The organism is Billgrantia gudaonensis (assembly GCF_900100195.1).
Classification (GTDB): Bacteria; Pseudomonadota; Gammaproteobacteria; order Pseudomonadales; family Halomonadaceae; genus Halomonas; species Halomonas gudaonensis.
On the sequence record NZ_FNES01000012.1, the window covers coordinates 105,338 to 124,174 of the forward strand.

At 69.0% G+C, this 18,837-nt stretch carries 15 protein-coding genes; 7 read left to right on the forward strand and 8 right to left on the reverse strand.

Annotated features, from left to right (window positions below; genetic code table 11):
• Positions 1 to 8 precede the first annotated feature (8 nt).
• Positions 9 to 911, reverse strand: a complete 903-nt coding sequence (gene cobA / locus BLP96_RS14230) for a uroporphyrinogen-III C-methyltransferase (protein ID WP_245682266.1) — start codon at positions 909 to 911, stop codon at positions 9 to 11.
• A complete protein-coding gene (locus BLP96_RS14235) occupies positions 899 to 3,616 on the reverse strand; it encodes a nitrate reductase (protein ID WP_089687284.1) in 2,718 nt (905 codons plus the stop codon). The genes cobA and BLP96_RS14235 overlap by 13 nt, the downstream gene beginning before the upstream one ends.
• 386 nt (positions 3,617 to 4,002) lie before the next feature.
• Between BLP96_RS14235 and BLP96_RS14240 the strand changes: the two genes are divergently transcribed.
• The 6 genes from BLP96_RS14240 to BLP96_RS14265 all read left to right on the forward strand — a co-directional run bounded on the left by BLP96_RS14240 (position 4,003) and on the right by BLP96_RS14265 (position 10,582).
• Complete coding sequence (locus BLP96_RS14240; RefSeq protein WP_089687286.1) at positions 4,003 to 4,599, forward strand: ANTAR domain-containing response regulator; 597 nt, start codon at positions 4,003 to 4,005, stop codon at positions 4,597 to 4,599.
• The gene (locus BLP96_RS14245; protein ID WP_089687288.1) at positions 4,599 to 5,630 is read left to right on the forward strand and encodes a CmpA/NrtA family ABC transporter substrate-binding protein; all 1,032 of its coding nucleotides are present in this window, start codon (positions 4,599 to 4,601) and stop codon (positions 5,628 to 5,630) included. Before BLP96_RS14240 ends, BLP96_RS14245 begins: the two co-directional genes overlap by 1 nt.
• 239 nt (positions 5,631 to 5,869) lie before the next feature.
• Positions 5,870 to 7,183, forward strand: coding sequence for an NAD(P)/FAD-dependent oxidoreductase (locus BLP96_RS14250; RefSeq protein ID WP_089687290.1), 1,314 nt, complete (start codon positions 5,870 to 5,872; stop codon positions 7,181 to 7,183).
• Positions 7,180 to 9,726 carry a nitrite reductase large subunit NirB gene (gene nirB, locus BLP96_RS14255; RefSeq protein WP_089687292.1) on the forward strand — a complete coding sequence of 849 codons (2,547 nt, stop codon included), beginning with the start codon at positions 7,180 to 7,182 and terminating at the stop codon, positions 9,724 to 9,726. Before BLP96_RS14250 ends, nirB begins: the two co-directional genes overlap by 4 nt.
• Positions 9,727 to 9,738: 12 nt before the next feature.
• The gene (gene nirD, locus BLP96_RS14260; RefSeq protein WP_089687294.1) at positions 9,739 to 10,107 is read left to right on the forward strand and encodes a nitrite reductase small subunit NirD; all 369 of its coding nucleotides are present in this window, start codon (positions 9,739 to 9,741) and stop codon (positions 10,105 to 10,107) included.
• Between the two features lie 199 nt (positions 10,108 to 10,306).
• Positions 10,307 to 10,582, forward strand: coding sequence for a metal-sensing transcriptional repressor (locus tag BLP96_RS14265; RefSeq protein WP_089687296.1), 276 nt, complete (start codon positions 10,307 to 10,309; stop codon positions 10,580 to 10,582).
• A gap of 53 nt (positions 10,583 to 10,635) precedes the next feature.
• On the opposite strand, the gene BLP96_RS14270 is transcribed toward BLP96_RS14265, so the two are convergent.
• The 6 genes from BLP96_RS14270 to BLP96_RS14295 form a co-directional block, all read right to left on the reverse strand.
• Positions 10,636 to 11,847, reverse strand: a complete 1,212-nt coding sequence (locus tag BLP96_RS14270; RefSeq protein ID WP_089687298.1) for an MFS transporter — start codon at positions 11,845 to 11,847, stop codon at positions 10,636 to 10,638.
• 275 nt (positions 11,848 to 12,122) lie between these two features.
• The gene (locus BLP96_RS14275; protein ID WP_089687300.1) at positions 12,123 to 12,515 is read right to left on the reverse strand and encodes a hypothetical protein; all 393 of its coding nucleotides are present in this window, start codon (positions 12,513 to 12,515) and stop codon (positions 12,123 to 12,125) included.
• Between the two features lie 26 nt (positions 12,516 to 12,541).
• A complete protein-coding gene (locus BLP96_RS14280; RefSeq protein ID WP_218118615.1) occupies positions 12,542 to 14,095 on the reverse strand; it encodes a c-type cytochrome in 1,554 nt (517 codons plus the stop codon).
• A 7-nt stretch (positions 14,096 to 14,102) separates the two neighbouring features.
• A complete protein-coding gene (locus BLP96_RS14285) occupies positions 14,103 to 15,473 on the reverse strand; it encodes an NADH:flavin oxidoreductase (protein ID WP_089687302.1) in 1,371 nt (456 codons plus the stop codon).
• A complete protein-coding gene (locus BLP96_RS14290; RefSeq protein ID WP_089687304.1) occupies positions 15,470 to 16,378 on the reverse strand; it encodes a hypothetical protein in 909 nt (302 codons plus the stop codon). Before BLP96_RS14290 ends, BLP96_RS14285 begins: the two co-directional genes overlap by 4 nt.
• Positions 16,379 to 16,427: 49 nt before the next feature.
• Positions 16,428 to 18,236 (reverse strand): peroxidase family protein, encoded by a 1,809-nt coding sequence (locus tag BLP96_RS14295; protein ID WP_089687306.1) that lies wholly within the window; start codon positions 18,234 to 18,236, stop codon positions 16,428 to 16,430.
• A gap of 199 nt (positions 18,237 to 18,435) precedes the next feature.
• On the opposite strand from BLP96_RS14295, the gene BLP96_RS14300 reads away from it, so the two are divergent.
• On the forward strand, positions 18,436 to 18,807 hold the full coding sequence (locus tag BLP96_RS14300; protein ID WP_089687308.1) for a hypothetical protein: 372 nt from the start codon (positions 18,436 to 18,438) through the stop codon (positions 18,805 to 18,807).
• Positions 18,808 to 18,837: the final 30 nt, after the last annotated feature.

An 18,837-nucleotide genomic window follows, 5' to 3' on the forward strand; every position in this document is an offset into this window, starting at 1 on the left:
GCAGCCATTCAGTCAGGCCGGGCATTGACACCGCTGAGCGGACTCGCCGGGCTGGTCTCGCAAAGCCGTACCACGCTGCCCACCACGATCAGGCAGGGCGAGGGCAGCGGCGAAGCGGCGAGCTTATCGGGCATGTCGGCCAGGGTACCGACCAGTGCCCGCTGCTCGGGCAGGCTGGCGTTGGCCACCAGCAGGATCGGCCAGTCGTCGGGCAGGCCGCCATCGCGCAGCTTGCGGCAGATGGTTTCCAGCTTGCCCAGCCCCATGTAGAACACCAGCGTTTCATCGCGGCGGGCCAGTGCCTGCCAGTCGGGCTCGCCGCCCTGCCGGCACAGTTGAGCGGTGACGAAACGCAGCTGCTGGGCGTGGGCGCGATCGGTGAGTGGAATGCCCAGCGCCGCGCTGGCCGCCGAGGCGGCGGTGATGCCCGGTACGATCTCGGCGGGCACTTCCGCCTCGGCCAGCGCCGCGAGTTCCTCGCCCAGGCGGCCGAAGATGCCGGGATCGCCGCCCTTTAGGCGCACCACCGACTTGCCCTCCTGCGCCAGCGCCACCAACCGGGCGCCGATTTCGCCCTGGGGCACGCTGTGCTGACCGCGCGCCTTGCCCACGTAGTAGCGCTCCGTGCCCGCCGGGATCAGCGCCAGCACCTCGTCGCCCACCAGGCGGTCGTAGACCACGGCATCGGCCTCGCCGAGAAGCCGCGCCGCCTTCAGCGTCAGCAGCTCCACGTCGCCGCTGCCGGCCCCCACCAGGTAGACGGTGCCGGACCGGCACCGTCGCGCAGACACCCCCGTGCGGTTCCCCGCCGGCACACCCGAGCGGGAGGCAGCGGCCCGGCGCGGTTGGACGAGCCGTGCCAGGACGGCATTCAGACAGGTCTTCCACCGCCCCTTGCTCATGACGCGCATATCGCCGTCTCCTCCTCGATCATCGCCTTCAGCTCGGGAACGCAGCTGCCGCACTGGGTCCCGCAGGCCAGCCGGGCGCCCAGCGCCTCGACGCTGCGGTCGCCGCCGCGTATGGCTTCAAGGATACAGCGCTGGCCCACCTGATGACAGCTGCATACCAGCGGGCCCGCGTCGGCAGCGCCGTCGTCGCAACCGGCCAGCAACCGACGGCGCCGGACGGTATCGAGCGCGTCGCCGCAGGCGGCCTCGGCGAAGCGCTCGTCCAGCCAGCCGAGCCCCGGCAGCTCCGCCGGTGGGCCCACCATCAGCCACCAGCGCAGCCGCCCGGCCTCGTCGAGCCCGGCGGCCCGCAGCCGGCCGCCGGTCGGGTCGTCGCACCACAGGCTGGGCGCCACGGGCAGCACCCGCTGCACCCAGGCCAGCCAGTCACGCGTCTGCCCCGGCTCGCCGCCGGCGAGCTGCCAGCGTTCGGCATGGCCCAGGGGAATTCGCGACCAGTAGATGGCCCCCTCACACCACCAAGGCTCGTCCGCCAGGTCGTCGGCCACCAGCAGAGTCGCCTCCCAGCCAAGCGTCAGGGGAGCGATAGCCACGGCACCGTGCTTGCTCTCGGGCTGGCCGGAATGGGGATCGAGGTGGGCGGCGAGCAAGCCGTTGCAGCGCGCCTGCTTGCTGAAGCGGTCGCTCCAGTGCATGGGCACGAACACCTCGCCGCGCCGCTGGCCGCGTGCCAGACGTATCCGGCCCAGGTAGTCGCCACCGGCGCCGCTGAGCCGCGCCAGCTGCCGGTCGGTGACGCCATGGGCCAGGGCGTCGTCCGGGTGCAGCTCGATGAAGGGTTCCGAGCGGTGGTTCATCAGCCTTGGCGCCCGGGCGGTGCGCGTCATGGTGTGCCACTGATCGCGGATGCGCCCGGTGTTGAGGCGCAGCGGCCGAGCTGCGCTGAGCGCCTGGGCCGGCAGCTGCGACCGCACCGGTACCAGACATGCCCGGCCGTCCGGCGTGGCGAAGCACCCGTCGGCGAACAGCCGCGGCGTACCCTGAGGGGTGGCGGCGGTCACCGGCCACTGGATCGGCGCCAGGGCATCGTAGCGCCCACGGTCGAGTCCGGCGAGGCCCGAGATATCGAACAACCGTGCCCCATCCTGGCTGAGGTCGGCGTCGTTCTCGAAGCCCGAGAGCCGCGCATGCTCGGCGAAGATCTCGCTCGGGTGCGCATAATCGAAGGCCGCGCCGAAGCCGAGCCGACGCGCCACCTCGGTCATGATCCACCAGTCGTGGCGCGCCTCCCCAGGCGGCGGCACCAGGCCGCGCTGACGCGAGATGCAGCGTTCGGAGTTGGTCACCGTACCGTCCTTCTCCGACCAGCTCGACGCCGGCAGAACGATGTCGGCGTAGCGCAGCAGGTCGGTGTCGGTCACGCACTCGGAGACGATCACCAGCGGGCACTTGGCCAGCGCCGCGCGCACCCGCTCGGCCTTCGGCAGGCTCACCGCCGGGTTGGTGGCCATCACCCACAGCGCGCGTACCTCGCCGCGCTCGATGGCCTCGAACAGCGCCACGGCCTTGTGCCCGGGACCCTCGGGAAGCTCGGGCAGCGCGCCTTCGGTGGCCCAGAAGCGCGTGACGCGATCCCGTGCGCCGGGGCTGTCGTAATCCATGTGCGCCGCCAGTTGGTTGGCCAGCCCCCCGACCTCCCGGCCGCCCATGGCGTTGGGCTGGCCGGTGATCGAGAAAGGGCCGGCACCGGGCAGGCCGATCTTGCCGCCGGCCAGGTGGCAGTTGATGATCGCCCCCGCCTTGTCGGTACCGCTCGACGACTGGTTGATGCCCTGGGAGAACAGCGTCACCACGTGCAGATGGCTGGCGAACCAGTAAAAGAAGGTTTCCAGCCGCTCGCCGTCCAGGTCGCAGTCGGCGGCGATGGCCTCGAGGCGGCAATCTTCCTCGCGAGCCGCGGCGAGCGCCCCTTCCAGCCCCTGGGTGTGGCGTTCCAGGTAGATATCGTCGAGCTTGCCCTCGTCGGCCATCCATGCCAGCAGGCCGGTGAACAGCCGGGCGTCGCTGCCGGGCGCGAGCCCCAGGTAGAGATCGGCGATCTCGCAGCTGTCGGTGACCCGCGGGTCGATCACTACCACGCGCAGCAACGGGTTGTCGCGCTTGGCGACCTTCAGGCGCTGGTAGAGCACCGGGTGGTTCCACGCCAGATTGGAGCCCACCAGCACCACCAGCTCGGCCTCTTCCAGGTCTGCGTAGCAGCACGGCACCCCATCGGCACCGAAGGCACGCTTGTGGGCCGCCACCGCCGAGGCCATGCACAGCCGCGAGTTGGTATCCAGGTGCGGCGTGCCGAGAAAGCCCTTGAAGAGCTTGTTGGCGACGTAATAGTCCTCGGTGAGCAACTGCCCGGAGAGGTAGCCCGCCACCGCCGCCTTGCCGTATTCGCGCCGGGTCGCGGCGAGGCGCTCGGCCACTGCGGCCAGCGCCGTCTCCCAGTCCGTCTCGCGGCCGTCGACTCGCGGACGAACGAGCCGCCCATGATCGCCCAGCGTCTCGTGCAGCGCCGTGCCCTTGACGCACAGCCGGCCGAAATTGGCCGGATGCCCTTCATCGCCGGTCACGCCGACGACCTGGCCGTCGTCGATCTCCGCCCGCACGCCACAGCCGACGCCGCAGTAAGGGCAAGTGGTTCGCGTTGCTTGCATGAAGCTCTCCCAGGCGATGTTCAGTCGAGACCTCTCGGCAACGACGACGCCCGCTCGTGCCTCCCCTGGCAGGGAAAAGCACGGCGGGCGTCGTTGCCGGGGAGACGACTGCGCCTCCCTTGAGTGTTGTCCTGAACCAAGCAAGCGGCATGCCAACGCTCCCCAATGCCATCATCACCGGTCGGTTGGGTCATTCGACCGTGCGCTGCGGTGCCGGAAATGCACCAGCGCTGGCGAATGCTGCGTGCTTTCGCACCGCGGCAGTGCAGCATTGGCGCTACCGTCGATCCCTCCATGGCCCTCATCCTCGCCATTACCGACCAAAGGGGAACCTGGAATGCATCTTGCTTGAGAGAGGGAGAAGCCACCCAAAGAGCCGAGCCGCCATGCCCGAACCCCTGAAGATCCTGCTGGTCGACGACGAACTCGTGCGCACCACCATGGTCGAGGAGGCCCTCACCCAGGAAGGCCACGAGGTGATCTGCCACCTGACGAGCGCGGCCAGCCTCAACGCCATGGTCGAACGCCACGGCCCCGACGTGGTGATCATCGACATGGAATCTCCCGACCGCGACACCCTCGACAGCATGGCCCTGCTCAACCGCGAGAACCCGCGCCCGGTGGTGTTCTTCGCCGATCAGCACGACCCCGACACCCTGCAGGCGGCGCTCAAGTCCGGCGTCAGCGCCTACGTGGTCGACGGTTTGGTGCCGAGCCGGGTCAAGTCGATCATCGAGGTCGCCGTGGCACGCTTCGATGCCTACCAGTCGCTGCGCCAGGAGCTCGACCGCACGCGTACCCAACTGGCCGAACGCAAGCGCATCGAACGCGCCAAGGGCCTGCTGATGAAGCACCAGGACTGCGACGAAGAGCAGGCTTACCGCATGCTGCGCAAGCTCGCCATGGACCGTGGCCAGCGCATCGGCGACGTGGCCGACAGCGTCATCGACATTCTCGAATGCCTCGACAAGGGAGCCTTGTAATGGGAACCAACGACGCCGCCACCCCGCCCCCGGAACGCGAGCGCGTGACGCTGGGCTTCATCCCGCTGCTCGATGCCGTGCTGCTGGTGGTGGCCCGCGAGAAGGGCCTGTTTGCCGACCAGGGGCTGGACGTGAACCTCTCCCGCGAGAACGCCTGGTCGACGCTGCGCGACAAGCTCGCCGCCGGGCTGCTCGACGGCGCCCACCTGCTCGCCCCGCTGCCCCTGGCGATGAGCCTCGGCCTGGGGCGGGCGCCCTGCGACACCCTGGCGCCGGCCACTCTCTCCCGCAACGGCAATGCCCTGGTGCTCTCCACTGCCCTGTGCGAGCGCAGCGGCGCCGCCTTCGACGACGACCCGGCCGCCAGCGCCCGCGCACTGGCGGCCTGGCTGGCGGCATCGCCTCGTCAGCGGCGCCCGCGCCTCGCCATGGTCTACCCCTACTCCTGCCAGCACTTCTTGCTGCGCGACTGGCTGGCCTGTGGCGGCCTGGCCCCCGAACGCGATCTGGACCTCGTGGCCCTGCCGCCGCCGCGCATGGTCGCCGCGCTGCGCGAAGGGCAGATCGACGGCTTTTGCGTCGGCGAACCCTGGGGCAGCCTGGCCCAGCACGACGGTGTCGGCCGCATCGTGGCGAGCGGCGCCCAGCTATGGCCGGAACACCCCGAAAAGGTACTCGGCGTGACGCGTCCCTGGGCGCACCGCTACCCAGGCACCCTCGCCGCCCTGCTGCGCGCCCTGCAGGCGGCCAGCGACTGGCTGGCCGAATCGCCCGCCCATCGTCGCCAGGCGCGAGACTGGCTTGCCCTGCCGCCCTATCTCGACCGCTCGGTGAGCCACCTCGAGACCCTGCCGCTGGCCGAAGCCCCCATTCACCAGCGCCTGTTCGGCGGCGATCTGCTGTGCCCCGACCTTGCCGCCCTGGGCCGAATCGCCGATGCCGTGGCCAGTCAGGCCGGGCAGCCGCTGAACCGCAAGACCCTCGAGGCGTGCTACACCCCCGTGCATTACCAGGCCGCCCTGCACCGGTGAAGTGCAGCCCGCTTCCGGCGAAGCGCCTGAGGGCTCGCTCCAGTGGCTCTCCAATTCACTGACGAGGCAGGCAAAAACGGCAAGGACCGGGCACTTGGCCAGGTTCTTGATACACACGAAGCACAACCGGCAATCAACGACGATTGCCCCTTTTTCAGACGAAGACGTCTCTGCGCCCCCTCTGACGGGGTAGCGCCGAGGCGTCTTTTTCGTTTGCGTGATCGCGGAGGTGCCAGACCATGCGCCCAACCCAACCCCCCACCGGCGAACGGCTGGTGATCGTCGGCAACGGCATGGCCGGCCATCGGCTGGTGGAAACGCTGCTGGCCCGCCCCGAGCGGCCCGCCAAGATCACCGTGATCGGTGCCGAAACGGCGCCCGCCTACAACCGCATCCTGCTCTCGCCGCTGCTCGCCGGCGAGATGGAGCGCGACGCGCTGACCCTGCGCAACGCCGAATGGTACGCCGAGCAGGGCATCGAACTCGTCCTGGGCGAGCGCGTGGAGACGATCGATCGCGCCGCACGTCGGCTCACCACCGATGCCGGTCGCCGGCTCGGCTACGACCGCCTGGTGCTGGCCACCGGTTCGAACCCGGCCCGCCCGCCGGTGCCGGGACTCGAACTGCCCGGCGTTCACGTGTTCCGCGACCTGAACGACGCCGACGCCCTCACACGCGCCGCTGAAACCGGCCGCAACGCCGTGGTGATCGGCGGCGGTCTGCTCGGCCTGGAAGCAGCGGAAGGGTTGCGGAAAAGAGGGCAAGGCCAGCGCGGCATGCAGGTGAGCCTGCTGCAGCGCGACGACCGGCTGATGAACCGCCAGCTCGACCTCACCGCCGCCCGCCTGCTCGAAAGCGAGCTGCGCAGCCGCGGGCTCGACGTTCGCACCGGTGCCCAGCTGGAATGCTTGGAGGACGGTTCCGACGGCCGGGTGTGCGCCGTGCACCTGGCCGACGGTACCCGCCTGCCCGCCGACTGCGTGGTCGTGGCCATCGGCATCGTGCCCAACGCCGAGCTCGGCCGCATCGCCGGCCTCGAGGTGAACCGCGGCGTGGTCGTCGACGAGTGGCTCACCACCTCCGATCCGGCGATCCACGCTCTGGGCGAGTGCTGCGAGCACCGGGGCCGGACCTACGGCCTGGTCGAGCCCATCTGGCGCCAGGTCGAGGTGCTGGCCGACCGACTGTGCCGCCCCGCCACCGAGCGCATCGCCGGTTATGTCGAAGCACCCAGTGCCACCAAGCTCAAGGTCAGCGGGGTCTCGCTCTACGCCTTCGGCCCTACCGAACCCGAGGCCGACCACGAGGTACTCAGCTACCGCGATCCCCAGCAGGGCGACTACCGCCGCCTGCTGCTGCGTAACGGCCGCATCGAGGGTGCCGTGTTCTACGGCGACACCGCCGCCGGCCCCTGGTACTTCGAGCAGGCACTGGCCGGTACCGATCTTTCCGCCTGCCGCCAGGCACTGCTGCTGGGCGCTGCCGATGCCCAGGCACTGCTCGACGACGCCGCTACCGATTCCCCGACAAGCCCCGTCAAGGAGGCCGCATGAACACTGCCCATTCCGACAAAACCGCGCAACTGATCGTCATCGGCAACGGCATGATAGGCCACCACCTGGTCGAACAGCTGGTCGAACGGGGCGCTACCGAGCGCTATGCCATCACCGTATTCGGTGAAGAGCGCCACCTGGCCTACGACCGAGTCCACCTCTCCGAGTATTTCAGCGGCCGCGACGCCACCTCGCTCGCGCTCTCCACCGCCGACTACTACGCCGAGCACGGCATCGAACTGCGCCTTCACGAGGCCGTGACCGCCATCGACCGCGACGCCAGCGAGGTGGTCACGCCCCAGGGGCGCTACCGCTACGACCGGCTGGTGCTGGCCACCGGCTCCTACCCCTTCGTGCCGCCGATTCCCGGCAACGACCGCGACGGCTGCCTGGTCTACCGCACCCTGGAGGATCTCGACGCCATTCGCGCCGCGGCCCAGAACGCCACCACCGGCGTCGTGGTGGGCGGCGGCCTGCTCGGTCTGGAAGCCGCCAACGCCCTGCGCGGGCTCGACCTCGACACCGCCGTGGTGGAGTTCGCCCCGCGGCTGATGCCGATGCAGGTCGACAGCGAAGGCGGCGAGCTATTGCGCGAGAAGATCGAGGCGCTCGGCGTGCAGGTGCTCACCGGCCGCGCCACCCAGGAGATCGTCGACGGCGAGGCCAGCCGCCACCGCATGGTGTTCCAGGACGACAAGGTGCTGGAAACCGACCTCATCGTGTTCTCCGCCGGCATTCGCCCGCGCGACGAGCTGGCCCGCGACAGCGGCCTGGAGAGGGGCGAGCGCGGCGGCGTGGTGATCGACGACCGCTGCCTGACCAGCGATCCGTCGATACTGGCCATCGGCGAAGTGGCGCTGTGGCAGGGCAGCATCTTCGGCCTGGTGGCTCCCGGCTATCAGATGGCCAAGGCCGCCGCCGCCACCCTGGTGGAGGGCGATGAAACGTTCAGGGGCGCCGACATGAGCACCAAGCTCAAGCTGCTCGGCGTCGACGTAGGCTCCATCGGCGACGCCCACGGCGACCGCACCCCCGGCGCGCGCATGTTCCGCTACCTCGACCCGCTCAAGCAGCAGTACCGCAAGCTGGTGGTCTCCAGCGACGGCAAGCGCGTGGTGGGTGCCATGCTGGTGGGCGACAACGGCGTCTACGACACCCTGCTGCAGTACTACGCCAACCGCATAGAACTGCCCGCGGACCCAGCCGCGCTGATCCTTCCGGCCGGCGGCGAAGGCGCTCCAACCCTGGGACCGGACGCCCTGCCGGACACCGCCACCATCTGCTCGTGCCACAACGTCACCAAGGGCGATATCTGCGCCACCCTCGACGCCGGCGCCACCGACCTCGCCACCGTCAAGGGCGATACCAAGGCGAGCACCGGCTGCGGCGGCTGCGCGGCGCTGCTCAAGAGCGTGGTCGACCATGAACTGGCCGCCCGCGGCGTGGAGGTCGACCAATCCATCTGCGAGCACTTCGCCCATACCCGCCAGGAGCTCTACGACATCGTGCGCGTGGAGGGCATCAAGACCTTCGGCGAGCTGATCGAGAAGCACGGCAACTCCGAGCCCCACAAGCTGGACTCTTCATCAGCCCCGCGGCTCGGCTGTGACATCTGCAAACCGGCAGTGGCCTCGATTCTCGCCTCCTTCTTCAACGAGCCGATCACCGACGCCGCGCACATCCCGCTGCAGGACACCAACGACACCTTCATGGCCAACATGCAGAAGAACGGCACCTACTCGGTGGTGCCGCGGGTGCCCGGCGGCGAGATCACCCCCGACAAGCTGGTGGTGCTGGGTCAGGTGGCGGAGAAATACGGCCTCTACACCAAGGTCACCGGCGGCCAGCGCATCGACCTGTTCGGCGCCCGTCTGGAGGACCTGCCGGACATCTGGGGCGAATTGCTCGACGCCGGCTTCGAGACCGGCCACGCCTACGCCAAATCGCTGCGCACGGTGAAATCCTGCGTGGGCAGCACCTGGTGCCGCTACGGCGTGCAGGACAGCGTGGGCATGGCGATCCGGCTCGAGAACCGCTACAAGGGCCTGCGCTCGCCGCACAAGCTCAAGTTCGCCGTTTCCGGCTGCACCCGGGAATGCGCCGAGGCGCAGAGCAAGGACGTGGGCGTGATCGCCACCGAGAACGGCTGGAACCTGTACGTGTGCGGCAACGGCGGCATGCGCCCCCGCCACGCCGAGCTGTTCGCCACCGACCTGGACGACGACGAGCTGATCCGCACCATCGACCGCTTCCTGATGTTCTACGTGCGCACCGCCGACCGACTGCAACGCACCTCGGTGTGGCGCGAGAACCTGGAAGGCGGCCTGGACTACCTCAAGGAGGTGATTCTCGACGACAGCCTGGGGATCGGCAGCGAACTCGAAGCTCAGATGCAGCGAGTCATCGACGCCTACCAGTGCGAATGGGCGAACGCCATCTCCGACCCGGAGAAGCTCAAGCGCTTCCGCAGCTTCGTCAACGACAGCCGCCCCGACCCGGACATCATCGTGACCGAGGAGCGCGGGCAACTGCGCCCGGCTTAAAGGAGATTTTCCATGACCACCGCAGCAGCCAAGACCATGACCCGAACCTGGCAACCCCTCTGTACCCGCGCCGACCTGGTGCCCTACTCCGGCGTCGCCGCCTGGGTGGAAACGGCCGAGGGCCCGGCCCAGGTGGCGATCTTCTACTTGCCCGGCCACGAGCAGGAACTCTACGCCCTCGACCACCACGACCCCTTCTCCGGTGCCAACGTCATCGCCCGCGGCATCGTCGGCGACCTCAAGGGGCGGCTGGTGGTCGCCTCGCCGATCTACAAGCAGCATTTCCGCCTGGAAGACGGCCAATGCCTGGAAGACGACAGCGTGGCGCTGCGCACCTGGAAGGCGAGCTTCAAGGGCGACGAGGTGTGGATCGAGGCGTGAGGGGCAGAAGCCGCCGGTGCGGAATGGGTTCACACCAAAACGCCTGGGCTTTCTTCAATAGCTGGCGGTTTCCTGTTGGCCGCGATACCGGGGCCGAATACTCGAAGACAGCGGTCGCGACGACGAGGCCATTGGCACCTTGCCATCGAGCGCCTAACATCCCCTACTGGAGGATAGGTACAACGACAGGGAGCTGAGCATGCCGCCACACACCCACCAAAGCCACCCAGACATCATCAAGCGGCTCAACCGCGCCCGGGGCCACCTGCAGAGCGTGACCCAGATGATCGAGGATGGACGCCCCTGCCTGGACATCGCCCAGCAGTTGCATGCCGTGGAGAAGGCCATCCAGCAGGCCAAGCGAACCCTGGTACAGGATCACATCGACCACTGCCTGGACGAAGCCATCGCTCCCCGAACGGAGGGCCAGCAGTCCCACATCGAGGAATTCAAGGCCATCGTCCGCTATCTGTAGTCGCGTAGCCGATCACGCTCACTTCACCTCGTTCTTACACCGTTGACGGCAGCTCACGACTCGTTCTTCCAGGCGCGTGCTTGTGTCTTTTCCGCCGGCCACAGACGCGCAGCCAGCAGGGTAGCAGCCAGGGCCAAGGTGGCCAGGGCTGCGAAGGCGTTCATCATCCCCAGGGCGCTGCCCAGCCAACCGGCCAGCGGATAGGCCACCAGCCAGCAGGCATGAGAGAGCGAAAACTGGGCAGCGAACAGGGTCGGGCGCTCTTCGGCCTGGCAGGACTGCTTGAGCAGCCGGCCGGTGGGCGTCATCACCATCGAGGCCCCGGCCCCCAGCACGAACCACAACAGCAGCAGAAGCGCGAAGCCCGGCGCCATCAGCCCCGCCAGCAAGCTGGCACTCATCAGCAAGCCACCCGCCAGCATCACCGGCCGCTGGTCCAGGCGTTCCAGTATCTTGGGCAAGGTAAGAGCGACGACCATCGACCCACCGCCCGCCGCCGCAAAGGCGATCGCCACGTGGGTCTCACCCATACCCAGGGCATGACGTACGTAAACCACGGTATTGACGATCTGCATGGCGCCGGCTGCGGCCACCGCCATGTTGAGGGCCAGCAGCCCACGCAGCCGTGGGGTGTGCAGATAGCGGCTCATTCCCTGGATCAGCCTGGCCCAGACCCCGCCGCCGGCCGGCTGAGGGTACGGCGAAGGCAGCGACACGCTGACCACCAGCAACGCCGAGAGCAGGAAGGCCGCCGCATTCAGCACGAACAGCAGGCTGAAGGACATCACCACCAGCAGCAGCGCGGCGAGCAGCGGGCTCAGCAGGTTCTCCAGGTCATAGGCCAGGCGCGACAGGGAGAGCGCCTGGGTGTAGCGGCGCTCGTCCTCGAAGATATCGGGAATCGTGGCCTGAAAGACCGGCGTGAAGCCCGCCGAACAGGCGTTGAGCAGAAAGATCAGCAAATAGATCTGCCACACTGCGGTGACGAACGGCAGGCTCACCACCACCGCAGCGCGCAGTAGGTCGAGAGTGACCAGCAGGGCGCGCCGTGGCAGCCGGGTGGCGTAAGCGCCGACCACTGGGGCGATGCCCACGTAGGCGATCATCTTGATGGCCAGCGCCGTGCCCAGCACCTCACCGGCGCGCTCGCCGGCCAGCTCACTGGCCAGCAGCGCCAGGCCGACCGTGGTCAGGCCAGTACCGACCAGAGCGATGACCTGAGCGGAGAACAGATGGCGATAGCGACGATCCCGAAACAGCTCCATACGAGCCCTCTTGGCGCGGGGTGGCCCGATGCCACACCCGCTGGCGTGTCGACTTCACATCCCCCCAGGGGGGATGTGAAAAGCCTAGCCGCTATCCATCAAGAGGACAATTGATACAGGGCAAGTCGTACGAGATTGCGCATCATGTCGAAGGTTCGAGATGTCGCTGGCCAAGGACACCGGCCATCATCGAGCAACTCCAGCCAGGTGGGGGCCGGTGAGGCTGCCCCTTCTGGCGCGGCGCACAGCGCACGCCACGATACCCCATCGAGGCATCAGGGCTTGGCCATCAGGTCCGCTCGCCAGCCCCGCCAGAAGGCCACGCCCTGCAGAACGGCCAGTACCGCCTCGTAGAGCGCCGGGAGCCACAGCAGCCCCGAGGCGAACAGGAAGAACAGCGCGAAGCATCCCCGGAGCAGGATCGACAGCAGCGCCACCAGGCGGTTGTGCAGCGGCGCCAGAGCGGCCGGCAGGTAGAGCAACCCCATCGCCAGCATGGCCAGGCCGGCGTAGCGAGGCCAGGTCGGGGGTGCCGCCATGTCGGCGCGGATCAGCGCCAGAAAGTCCTCGGGCCACCACCACAACCACAAGCCGAGCAGCACGTTGAGGGCGATGCCGGCGAACATCACCCGCCGAAAGGTCCGGAACGCGTCGTGTGAGGTCTGCATAGCGAGGCTCCCCGGCCGGTCGGCCGCTAGAAGGTGAGCAGATAGTCGAGCAGGGCCGCCCGCTCCCCGGCCTCGAGCCCGGTGCCATAATCATGGCCCTGGTTGCCGTTGCCGGGCAGGCGGGTGTCGAAGCAGAAGCCCTCGTCCAGGGGTTCCCCCGGGGTGCAGTCGGGGGCCATGAAGCCGCCCTTGTCGCCGTCCAGCACGTCCAGGCCGCGGACGAAGGCCGTGGGGCGCTCGTCCGGCGGCAGCAGCAGGTCGTGCAGGGTCGGCACCGAGCCGTTGTGCAGGTAGGGCGCGCGCAACCAGAGCCCGTCCAGGGGCTGATTGGCGTAGCCGTCGGTCTTGCGGAAGTGGCGGAAGCGGTAGCGCTGGTCATCGGCGAACAGGGTGAGCTGATCTCGGCGCAGCGCCTCGGTGTAGCTGTCCAGGCGCGCCGGGTCGACCCCGAGCCTGGCGTTGGGCACCACCTCACCGAGCCGCTCGCCCTCGAAGACGTAGCGCTCGCCCTCCTGGTAGACGTGGCAGTCGGCGCAGTGGCGCATGTAGAGCGCCTTGCCGGCCGCCACGCTGTCGGCCTCGGGCTCGTGGGGGCTCGGCGGCGGCTCGAGATCGAGCAGCCAATCGGCGACCCGCTCGATGGACGCGTGGTCGACGCTCTCCTCGGTGACTCCGGCGCCCAGGGCGGCGCTCAGGTTGCGCTCCTGCAGCGAGGCGTTGTTGCCGTCCCAGTGCAGGTCCATGCCCTGGCGGGGACGCTGCAGGAAGATCGACGGGAAGTCCGCGGTGCCGATCCGCTCGCCCTCGGACAGGTCGGCGAGGGTCCTATCGAACTGGATCAGCTTGTAGGGATTGAAGGTATCGACCCGCCCCGGCCCCCAGGCCGGCTGCTCCGCCAGTAGCGGGGCGAGCTGCGCCTGGGTCGCCAGTAGCCCCTCGCGCACCCGCGGCAGCACCGCGTGCCGCCACACCAGGCGCTCGACCCAGCCCAGCTCCTGGCCCTGCTCGTCCATGGCGGCGAGCACGCGGTCCGGCGCCAGCCGCGGGTCGTCGGCGATCTCCAGCAGGAAGCTGATGAAGCCATGAAGGTCGAGGTTGTTGGACGGCATGCCCGATACCAGCCGCGGCTCGGCGTCGGGGGACTCGCGCACCGTGCCGGTATGGCATACCGCACAGTTGAACCAGCCCAGCTCCACGCCGCTCACCTCGCGGGTGCCCACGCCGACCGGCAGGTCGCCCGCGTCCAGGCTGTCGCCCGGGGCGTAGAGGAAGCCGAAGGCCGCGTAGCCCTCCTCGCCCAGCGTCTCGGGGAAGAGCTCGGGCAACACCCGCCACAGCCGCACCGGCAGGCCGCTTTCCGGCTCGCTGCCGATGGAGCCGTGGCGGAAGTGCGCTTCCGGGTCGGCGTAGAGGCGCACCGACTCGCCGCTGTAGCGCCACAGGGTGGGGACGCCGATCGCCAGGACCAGCACGCCGGCCACCACCACGGCCAGCGCCAGCAGGGTCAGCGGCAGGCGTCGCCGGCGTCGATGGCGGATCTCGTGCTGTACGGCGGTGACGGGGGGCTCCTGGCGTCTCATGGCGGCCTCACGGGGTGTCCGCTTGCGTGTCACGAGCGGGCGGCACCGGCGGCAACTGCAGCTCGGGCCGGGTCTCGTAGATGGCCATCAGCGACTCGAGCATGCGCTCGTGGTCGCCGCCGAAGCGCTCGAGCTCGTAGCAGCCCAGTGGATTCTTGGGCGCGTTGAGCAGGCACTTGTTGCAGAAGGTGCAGGGGTTCTCCGGCGCGTCGTGGCCGGCCTGCCACTGGCGCGGCAGGTCGGGGTTGGCGATCAGCGCCCGGGCGCTGGAGACGGCGTCGCAGGCACCGGTCTCGATCGCTTCGCGCACCAGGGAGGCGCGCTGGTAGCCGCCGGTGCTGATCACCGGGATGCTCACCGCCTCGCGGATGGCGCGCGCCTCGTCCAGGCCGATGCCCTCCACCTCGCGGCCGCGCCGGTGGCGGAACCACAGCCAGCGAAAGATCCAACGCAGCGCCGGGTAGCGGAACAGCAGGTAGTTGCGGAAGGTGTCGACTCCGGCGGAGAGCATGGCGTCGTAGGTGCTGGCGATGGTCTCGAAGGGGAAATCCCCGGGCGGGTTCAGGGGGTGGGGAAAGAGGCTGCCCAGCGAGACGTGCAGGGCGTCGGCACCGGCGGTCTCGGCCCAGCGGCACACCTGGACGGTCTCCGCCAGGTCGTTGCCCTTGCCCTCCCAGGGCAGCACGTCGTTGTGATCCACGGCGCTGATCTTCACCTGCAGATGGAAGTCCGGCCCCACCCGGTCGCGGATCGCCTCGATCACCTCCAGCAGAAAGCGCGCCCGGTTCATCAGCGAGCCACCGTAGCGGTCGCGCCGGTCGTTGATCGCCGAGCTCAGGAACTGGGTGAACAGATAGCCGTTGGCGGCGTGCAGCTCCACGCCGTCGAGCCCCGCCTCCCGGGCGCGCCAGGCGCCGCGGGCGAAGGCCTCGACGGTGCGCTCGACCTCGTGGCCGGTCATCGCCCGGCACAGGAAGCCGTGCAGCGACTCCTTCCGGTCGGTGGAACTCAGTCCCCGCCGATGCTGGTTGTGCACCCCGGGCAGGTCCATCTGGCGGCCGGAGTGGCTGAGTTGCAGGATGTACTTGCAGTCGAAGCGATGCACCGCCTCGCCGAGGCGCTGCCAGAGGGGGATGAAGTCGTCGCGGTGGATGGTGGCGTAGCCGGCGACGATGCGCCCCTCCATCTGCACCGGCACGAAAGAGGAGAGGATGGCCCCCACCCCGCCGCGGGCGAAGCGGCACTCCCAGTTGATGCGGGTCTGGGTCAGGCTGCCATCCTCGTTGTCGAAGCGCCCGGAGACGTTGGAACGCAGCAGGCGGTTCTTGATCTCGATGTTGCGCCACTTCAGCGGCGTGAAGATGACGTCCTCGCTCATGCGTCTCGCCCTCCTTGCCGCACCGCCATGGCCTGCTCCCAGACCGCCGCCAGCAGCGCCAGGACGAAGCCCTGGGCCGGACAGCGCGCCCAGCTCTCGCCCATGAAGGCCAGCTCGCGATCGCCGCTCCCCCGGGCGGCATCCGCCAGGCGCAGCACCACCAGGTCGCCGGGTTCCAGCCTACGCGGCGCACAGGGCGTCGACAGCGGCGTCCGCACCCGGCGCAGCAGCGTCTCCGGCACCGCCAGGGTGCGGCCCAGCACCGCCGCCAGGGAAAGCCCGCGGGCCTGGGGCGTGGCGGCCAGTTCGCGCATCGCCGCCAATGAGGCCACCAGGTTGTGCACGGCGATGCCGGTGGCATGCAGGGCCAAGGGTTCGTCACCGGCGCGCTCGGCCAGCAGCCGTCGCGCCTGGCGCAGGCGCCCGGTCAGGCGTTGGCCCAGAGCGCGCAGGCCATTGACGCGGGGATAGGCATCGAGCAGCCGGGCCGCCGCATAGCTCGCCTCGTCGGCGCGGTAGTCGTCGTGGAACAGCCGCCCCAGCAGCCCTTGGGCGGCAGGGCCCAGTGCCTCGGCCTCGGCTTGGCCGGCCACCGCCTCCACCAACGTCTTGAAGGCTGGGTCCCGTTCCCAGACCGACGCCTCGGCGCGCTCATCGAGGCAACGCCCCAGTTCCGCGTGGCGCGCCTCGCGCCCCACCGCCTCGCGAGCCAGCAAGGCAGGCAGCGGCTTGCCGTCGAATGCGAAGGCCTGACGCAGGCGGGCCAGGCGCAGGCGATTGATCAGCCCACCGGCGGGCGCCAGGTGGCGATCGAGGCGCGGCTCGGCATCCAGCCGGCGGATCTCGCGGGCATCGCTCACCTCCAGCAGGTTGACGATCCCGGGAATGCTCAGACGCCTGGCCATGGTGCCTCCCTATCGATCCGTGCCAGCCGCGCGACCCTAGCCACGAGACCTATTTTCGAGACCAAGGAAAGAAGACGTTGCGCACCCCTTCCATCCGCGGCAGCAACTCGGGAAAGTGGCGACCGATCACCGTGCGCAGGCTGTTGTCGTCGATCCACTGCATGCCCGCCCGGGTGTAGACCTCCGGGGTGTAGTCGTCGGTGAAGAAGCGGTCGCTCTTGAGTCGCCGAGAGGCCATCAGGATGAAGATGCGAAAGGCGGTGTCGCTGAAGGCGAAGCCCGGCGGCGGCGTCTCGGCAAGGCAGCCGGTGAGAAGATCGACCTGCTCCACGTCGCCGTAGACCGCCTCCAGTTCGCGCTGCCATTCGGGATTGTCGGTGAGCTCGGCGAAGCTAGTCGGCGCCGGCATGTCGATCAGCCGACGGAAGCGGCAGTAGCGCGGCACCCCGCGCTCGCGGTCGCGCAGCACGTCGATGGTGGCCAGGTCGATGGTGCGCTCGTGGGGCGCCTGCTTGGCGTGCTGCTGCAAGTGGCGCGGAAAGTTGTGCAGCACCAGCGCCCCGGGATGGCTGGTACCCAGCGAATAGAGCGCGTCGGCCAACGGCACCTCGGCGTAGAGCGACTGGGTTCGCGAGCCGGCCACCTCGGTCAGGCCGCAGGCCTTGAGCGGGCTGTCGTCTACCAGGCGACGGAAGTCGAAGTCGTCGGGCACCAGCGGGTGCATGCGGTAGACGGCAGTGAACTCCTCGGTAATGGCGTAGGGCGCGGCATGGTGATCCGCCGGCGAGCCGACGATGCCGCTGAGCAGTTCGCTGTCGCTTACCCGGCCGCGGCTACGGTAGAAGTGCTCGTCGAGGATGCCCCACCAGTTGGCGCGCATGCCCAGTCGCAGCTCCGGGGTGTCGAGCAGCGCCGGCGTCCACTCCACGGTATGGATCTTGGCGATCAGGGCGGCGTTGATCAGGCGCGCCTTCTGGAACAGCCATTCGCCGTCGCGGTCCGGATGGTCGATGCGCAACCGGTCGACGATGGCGTTGTGCTCCCGGGCGAAGAGGGTGTGCATCAGCGACAGCCCCACCCACCAGTTGCCGTTGACCCCTGCCAGCTCGATGCCGTGCTCGTCCCGGGGCAGATGGCCGTCGGGACGCAGGTAGAGCTTGCCGTCGGGCAACAGCTCGCCGCTCTCCGGGTCGCTGCGCACCAGGCGCTGGCGCTCGAGGTTGCTGCCGTAGATCTGCGAGCCATCCCACCACTGGGTCTCGGTGTTGAGGAAGGTCTCCGGATAGCCCTCGTCGGCGGCGCCGCGGGTCGAATCGCGACGCGAACGAAGCACCGTCATGCGCTCCCAGGGCCAGTCGTCGTCCTCGTCGAGGGGGATCTCGTGGGGTGTGGCCTCGGCGTCGTTGCTGCCGTGGCTGAACCAGTCGTGGACCATGAACTGCAGCCAGGCAGGCACCAGGACGTTCAGGGTGGTGGCCGGAGAGAAGCTCTCGCGGGTCATCAGCCGGCGGCTCACCACCCGCGGGCTCGGTGTCATCAGCGCCTTGCCGCTCTCGGGGAAAGTCTCGGCAATGGGCACGTTGCGCCCGAAGCGGGTATGGGCCTTGCCCATGCAGGGGGCCGCCAGGTCATTGTAGCTGCCGTCGGCGGTACGGCAGCCGCGCACGTCGAAGCCGCCCTTGTCGGGATCCGGCGGCCGCTCGCGTTCGGTGTCGTGGAGGTTGTGCCAGCGCAGGTTGCCGCGCAGGGCGACGAGGTTGAGCACGGCGATGGGAAAGGGGAACTGATGCCACTGGCGGCGCCGGTTGATGCGCCGGAAGAGGCGACCGAGCAGCCCGCTGCCACGTTGTCCGAACATGGGAATCCTCCCTGGTAGACGCCGTCGCTGAGATCAGGACGGGGGCCTCGCCCCTTGCCGGCCTTCGCCTCGCCGAGGCATGAGATACCTCACCCCCACAGGTTGAACGTGACCCTACCGCAAGTGACAACTAACCTTTAGCACAGGGTTTTACCCCCCTCAATGTCGCGCCCCGTCCCATGGGGCTCAAGGAGGATGCTTGGCCAAGGGTAGCTACGCGACGGGATTCCGCTTCATGGTACTGCTCGGGGTGGCGGCCAACCTGGCCCTGGCGGTACCCGCGGTCTTCATCCCCAATACGGTGATCGCGCTGGTGGGTGGAGCACCGGTGGCCGAGACGGTGTGGCCCGCCTTCGCCGGCTGGCTGCTGATCTTGCTCAGCCTGTTCTACCTGCCGGCGGCCTTCGACCCCATCCGCTACCGGGTCATCGCCGTGCTGACGGTGCTGGCGCGCTTCGCCGGCGTCGTGTTCTTCACCCTGCTCTATCCACAATTCCTGCTGCTCGCCCTGTTCGACCTGTTCTTTGGCGCCACCCAGGGCGCGCTGCTGCTGGCGCTCGGCCGACGCTGAGCGGCGTCTTCGGTTCACTCGGGAGGAAGC

What these genes read in the sequence shown, in the direction of transcription:
- BLP96_RS14240 (WP_089687286.1), top strand. Translation starts at nt 4,003, where the DNA reads ATGCCCGAACCCCTGAAGATCCTGCTGGTCGACGACGAACTCGTGCGC.
- BLP96_RS14275 (WP_089687300.1), bottom strand. Translation starts at nt 12,515, where the DNA reads ATGCAGACCTCACACGACGCGTTCCGGACCTTTCGGCGGGTGATGTTC.
- BLP96_RS14235 (WP_089687284.1), bottom strand. Translation starts at nt 3,616, where the DNA reads ATGCAAGCAACGCGAACCACTTGCCCTTACTGCGGCGTCGGCTGTGGC.
- BLP96_RS14265 (WP_089687296.1), top strand. Translation starts at nt 10,307, where the DNA reads ATGCCGCCACACACCCACCAAAGCCACCCAGACATCATCAAGCGGCTC.
- nirB (WP_089687292.1), top strand. Translation starts at nt 7,180, where the DNA reads ATGAACACTGCCCATTCCGACAAAACCGCGCAACTGATCGTCATCGGC.
- BLP96_RS14295 (WP_089687306.1), bottom strand. Translation starts at nt 18,236, where the DNA reads ATGTTCGGACAACGTGGCAGCGGGCTGCTCGGTCGCCTCTTCCGGCGC.
- BLP96_RS14245 (WP_089687288.1), top strand. Translation starts at nt 4,599, where the DNA reads ATGGGAACCAACGACGCCGCCACCCCGCCCCCGGAACGCGAGCGCGTG.
- nirD (WP_089687294.1), top strand. Translation starts at nt 9,739, where the DNA reads ATGACCACCGCAGCAGCCAAGACCATGACCCGAACCTGGCAACCCCTC.
- BLP96_RS14270 (WP_089687298.1), bottom strand. Translation starts at nt 11,847, where the DNA reads ATGGAGCTGTTTCGGGATCGTCGCTATCGCCATCTGTTCTCCGCTCAG.
- BLP96_RS14290 (WP_089687304.1), bottom strand. Translation starts at nt 16,378, where the DNA reads ATGGCCAGGCGTCTGAGCATTCCCGGGATCGTCAACCTGCTGGAGGTG.
- cobA (WP_245682266.1), bottom strand. Translation starts at nt 911, where the DNA reads ATGCGCGTCATGAGCAAGGGGCGGTGGAAGACCTGTCTGAATGCCGTC.
- BLP96_RS14285 (WP_089687302.1), bottom strand. Translation starts at nt 15,473, where the DNA reads ATGAGCGAGGACGTCATCTTCACGCCGCTGAAGTGGCGCAACATCGAG.
- BLP96_RS14250 (WP_089687290.1), top strand. Translation starts at nt 5,870, where the DNA reads ATGCGCCCAACCCAACCCCCCACCGGCGAACGGCTGGTGATCGTCGGC.
- BLP96_RS14280 (WP_218118615.1), bottom strand. Translation starts at nt 14,095, where the DNA reads ATGAGACGCCAGGAGCCCCCCGTCACCGCCGTACAGCACGAGATCCGC.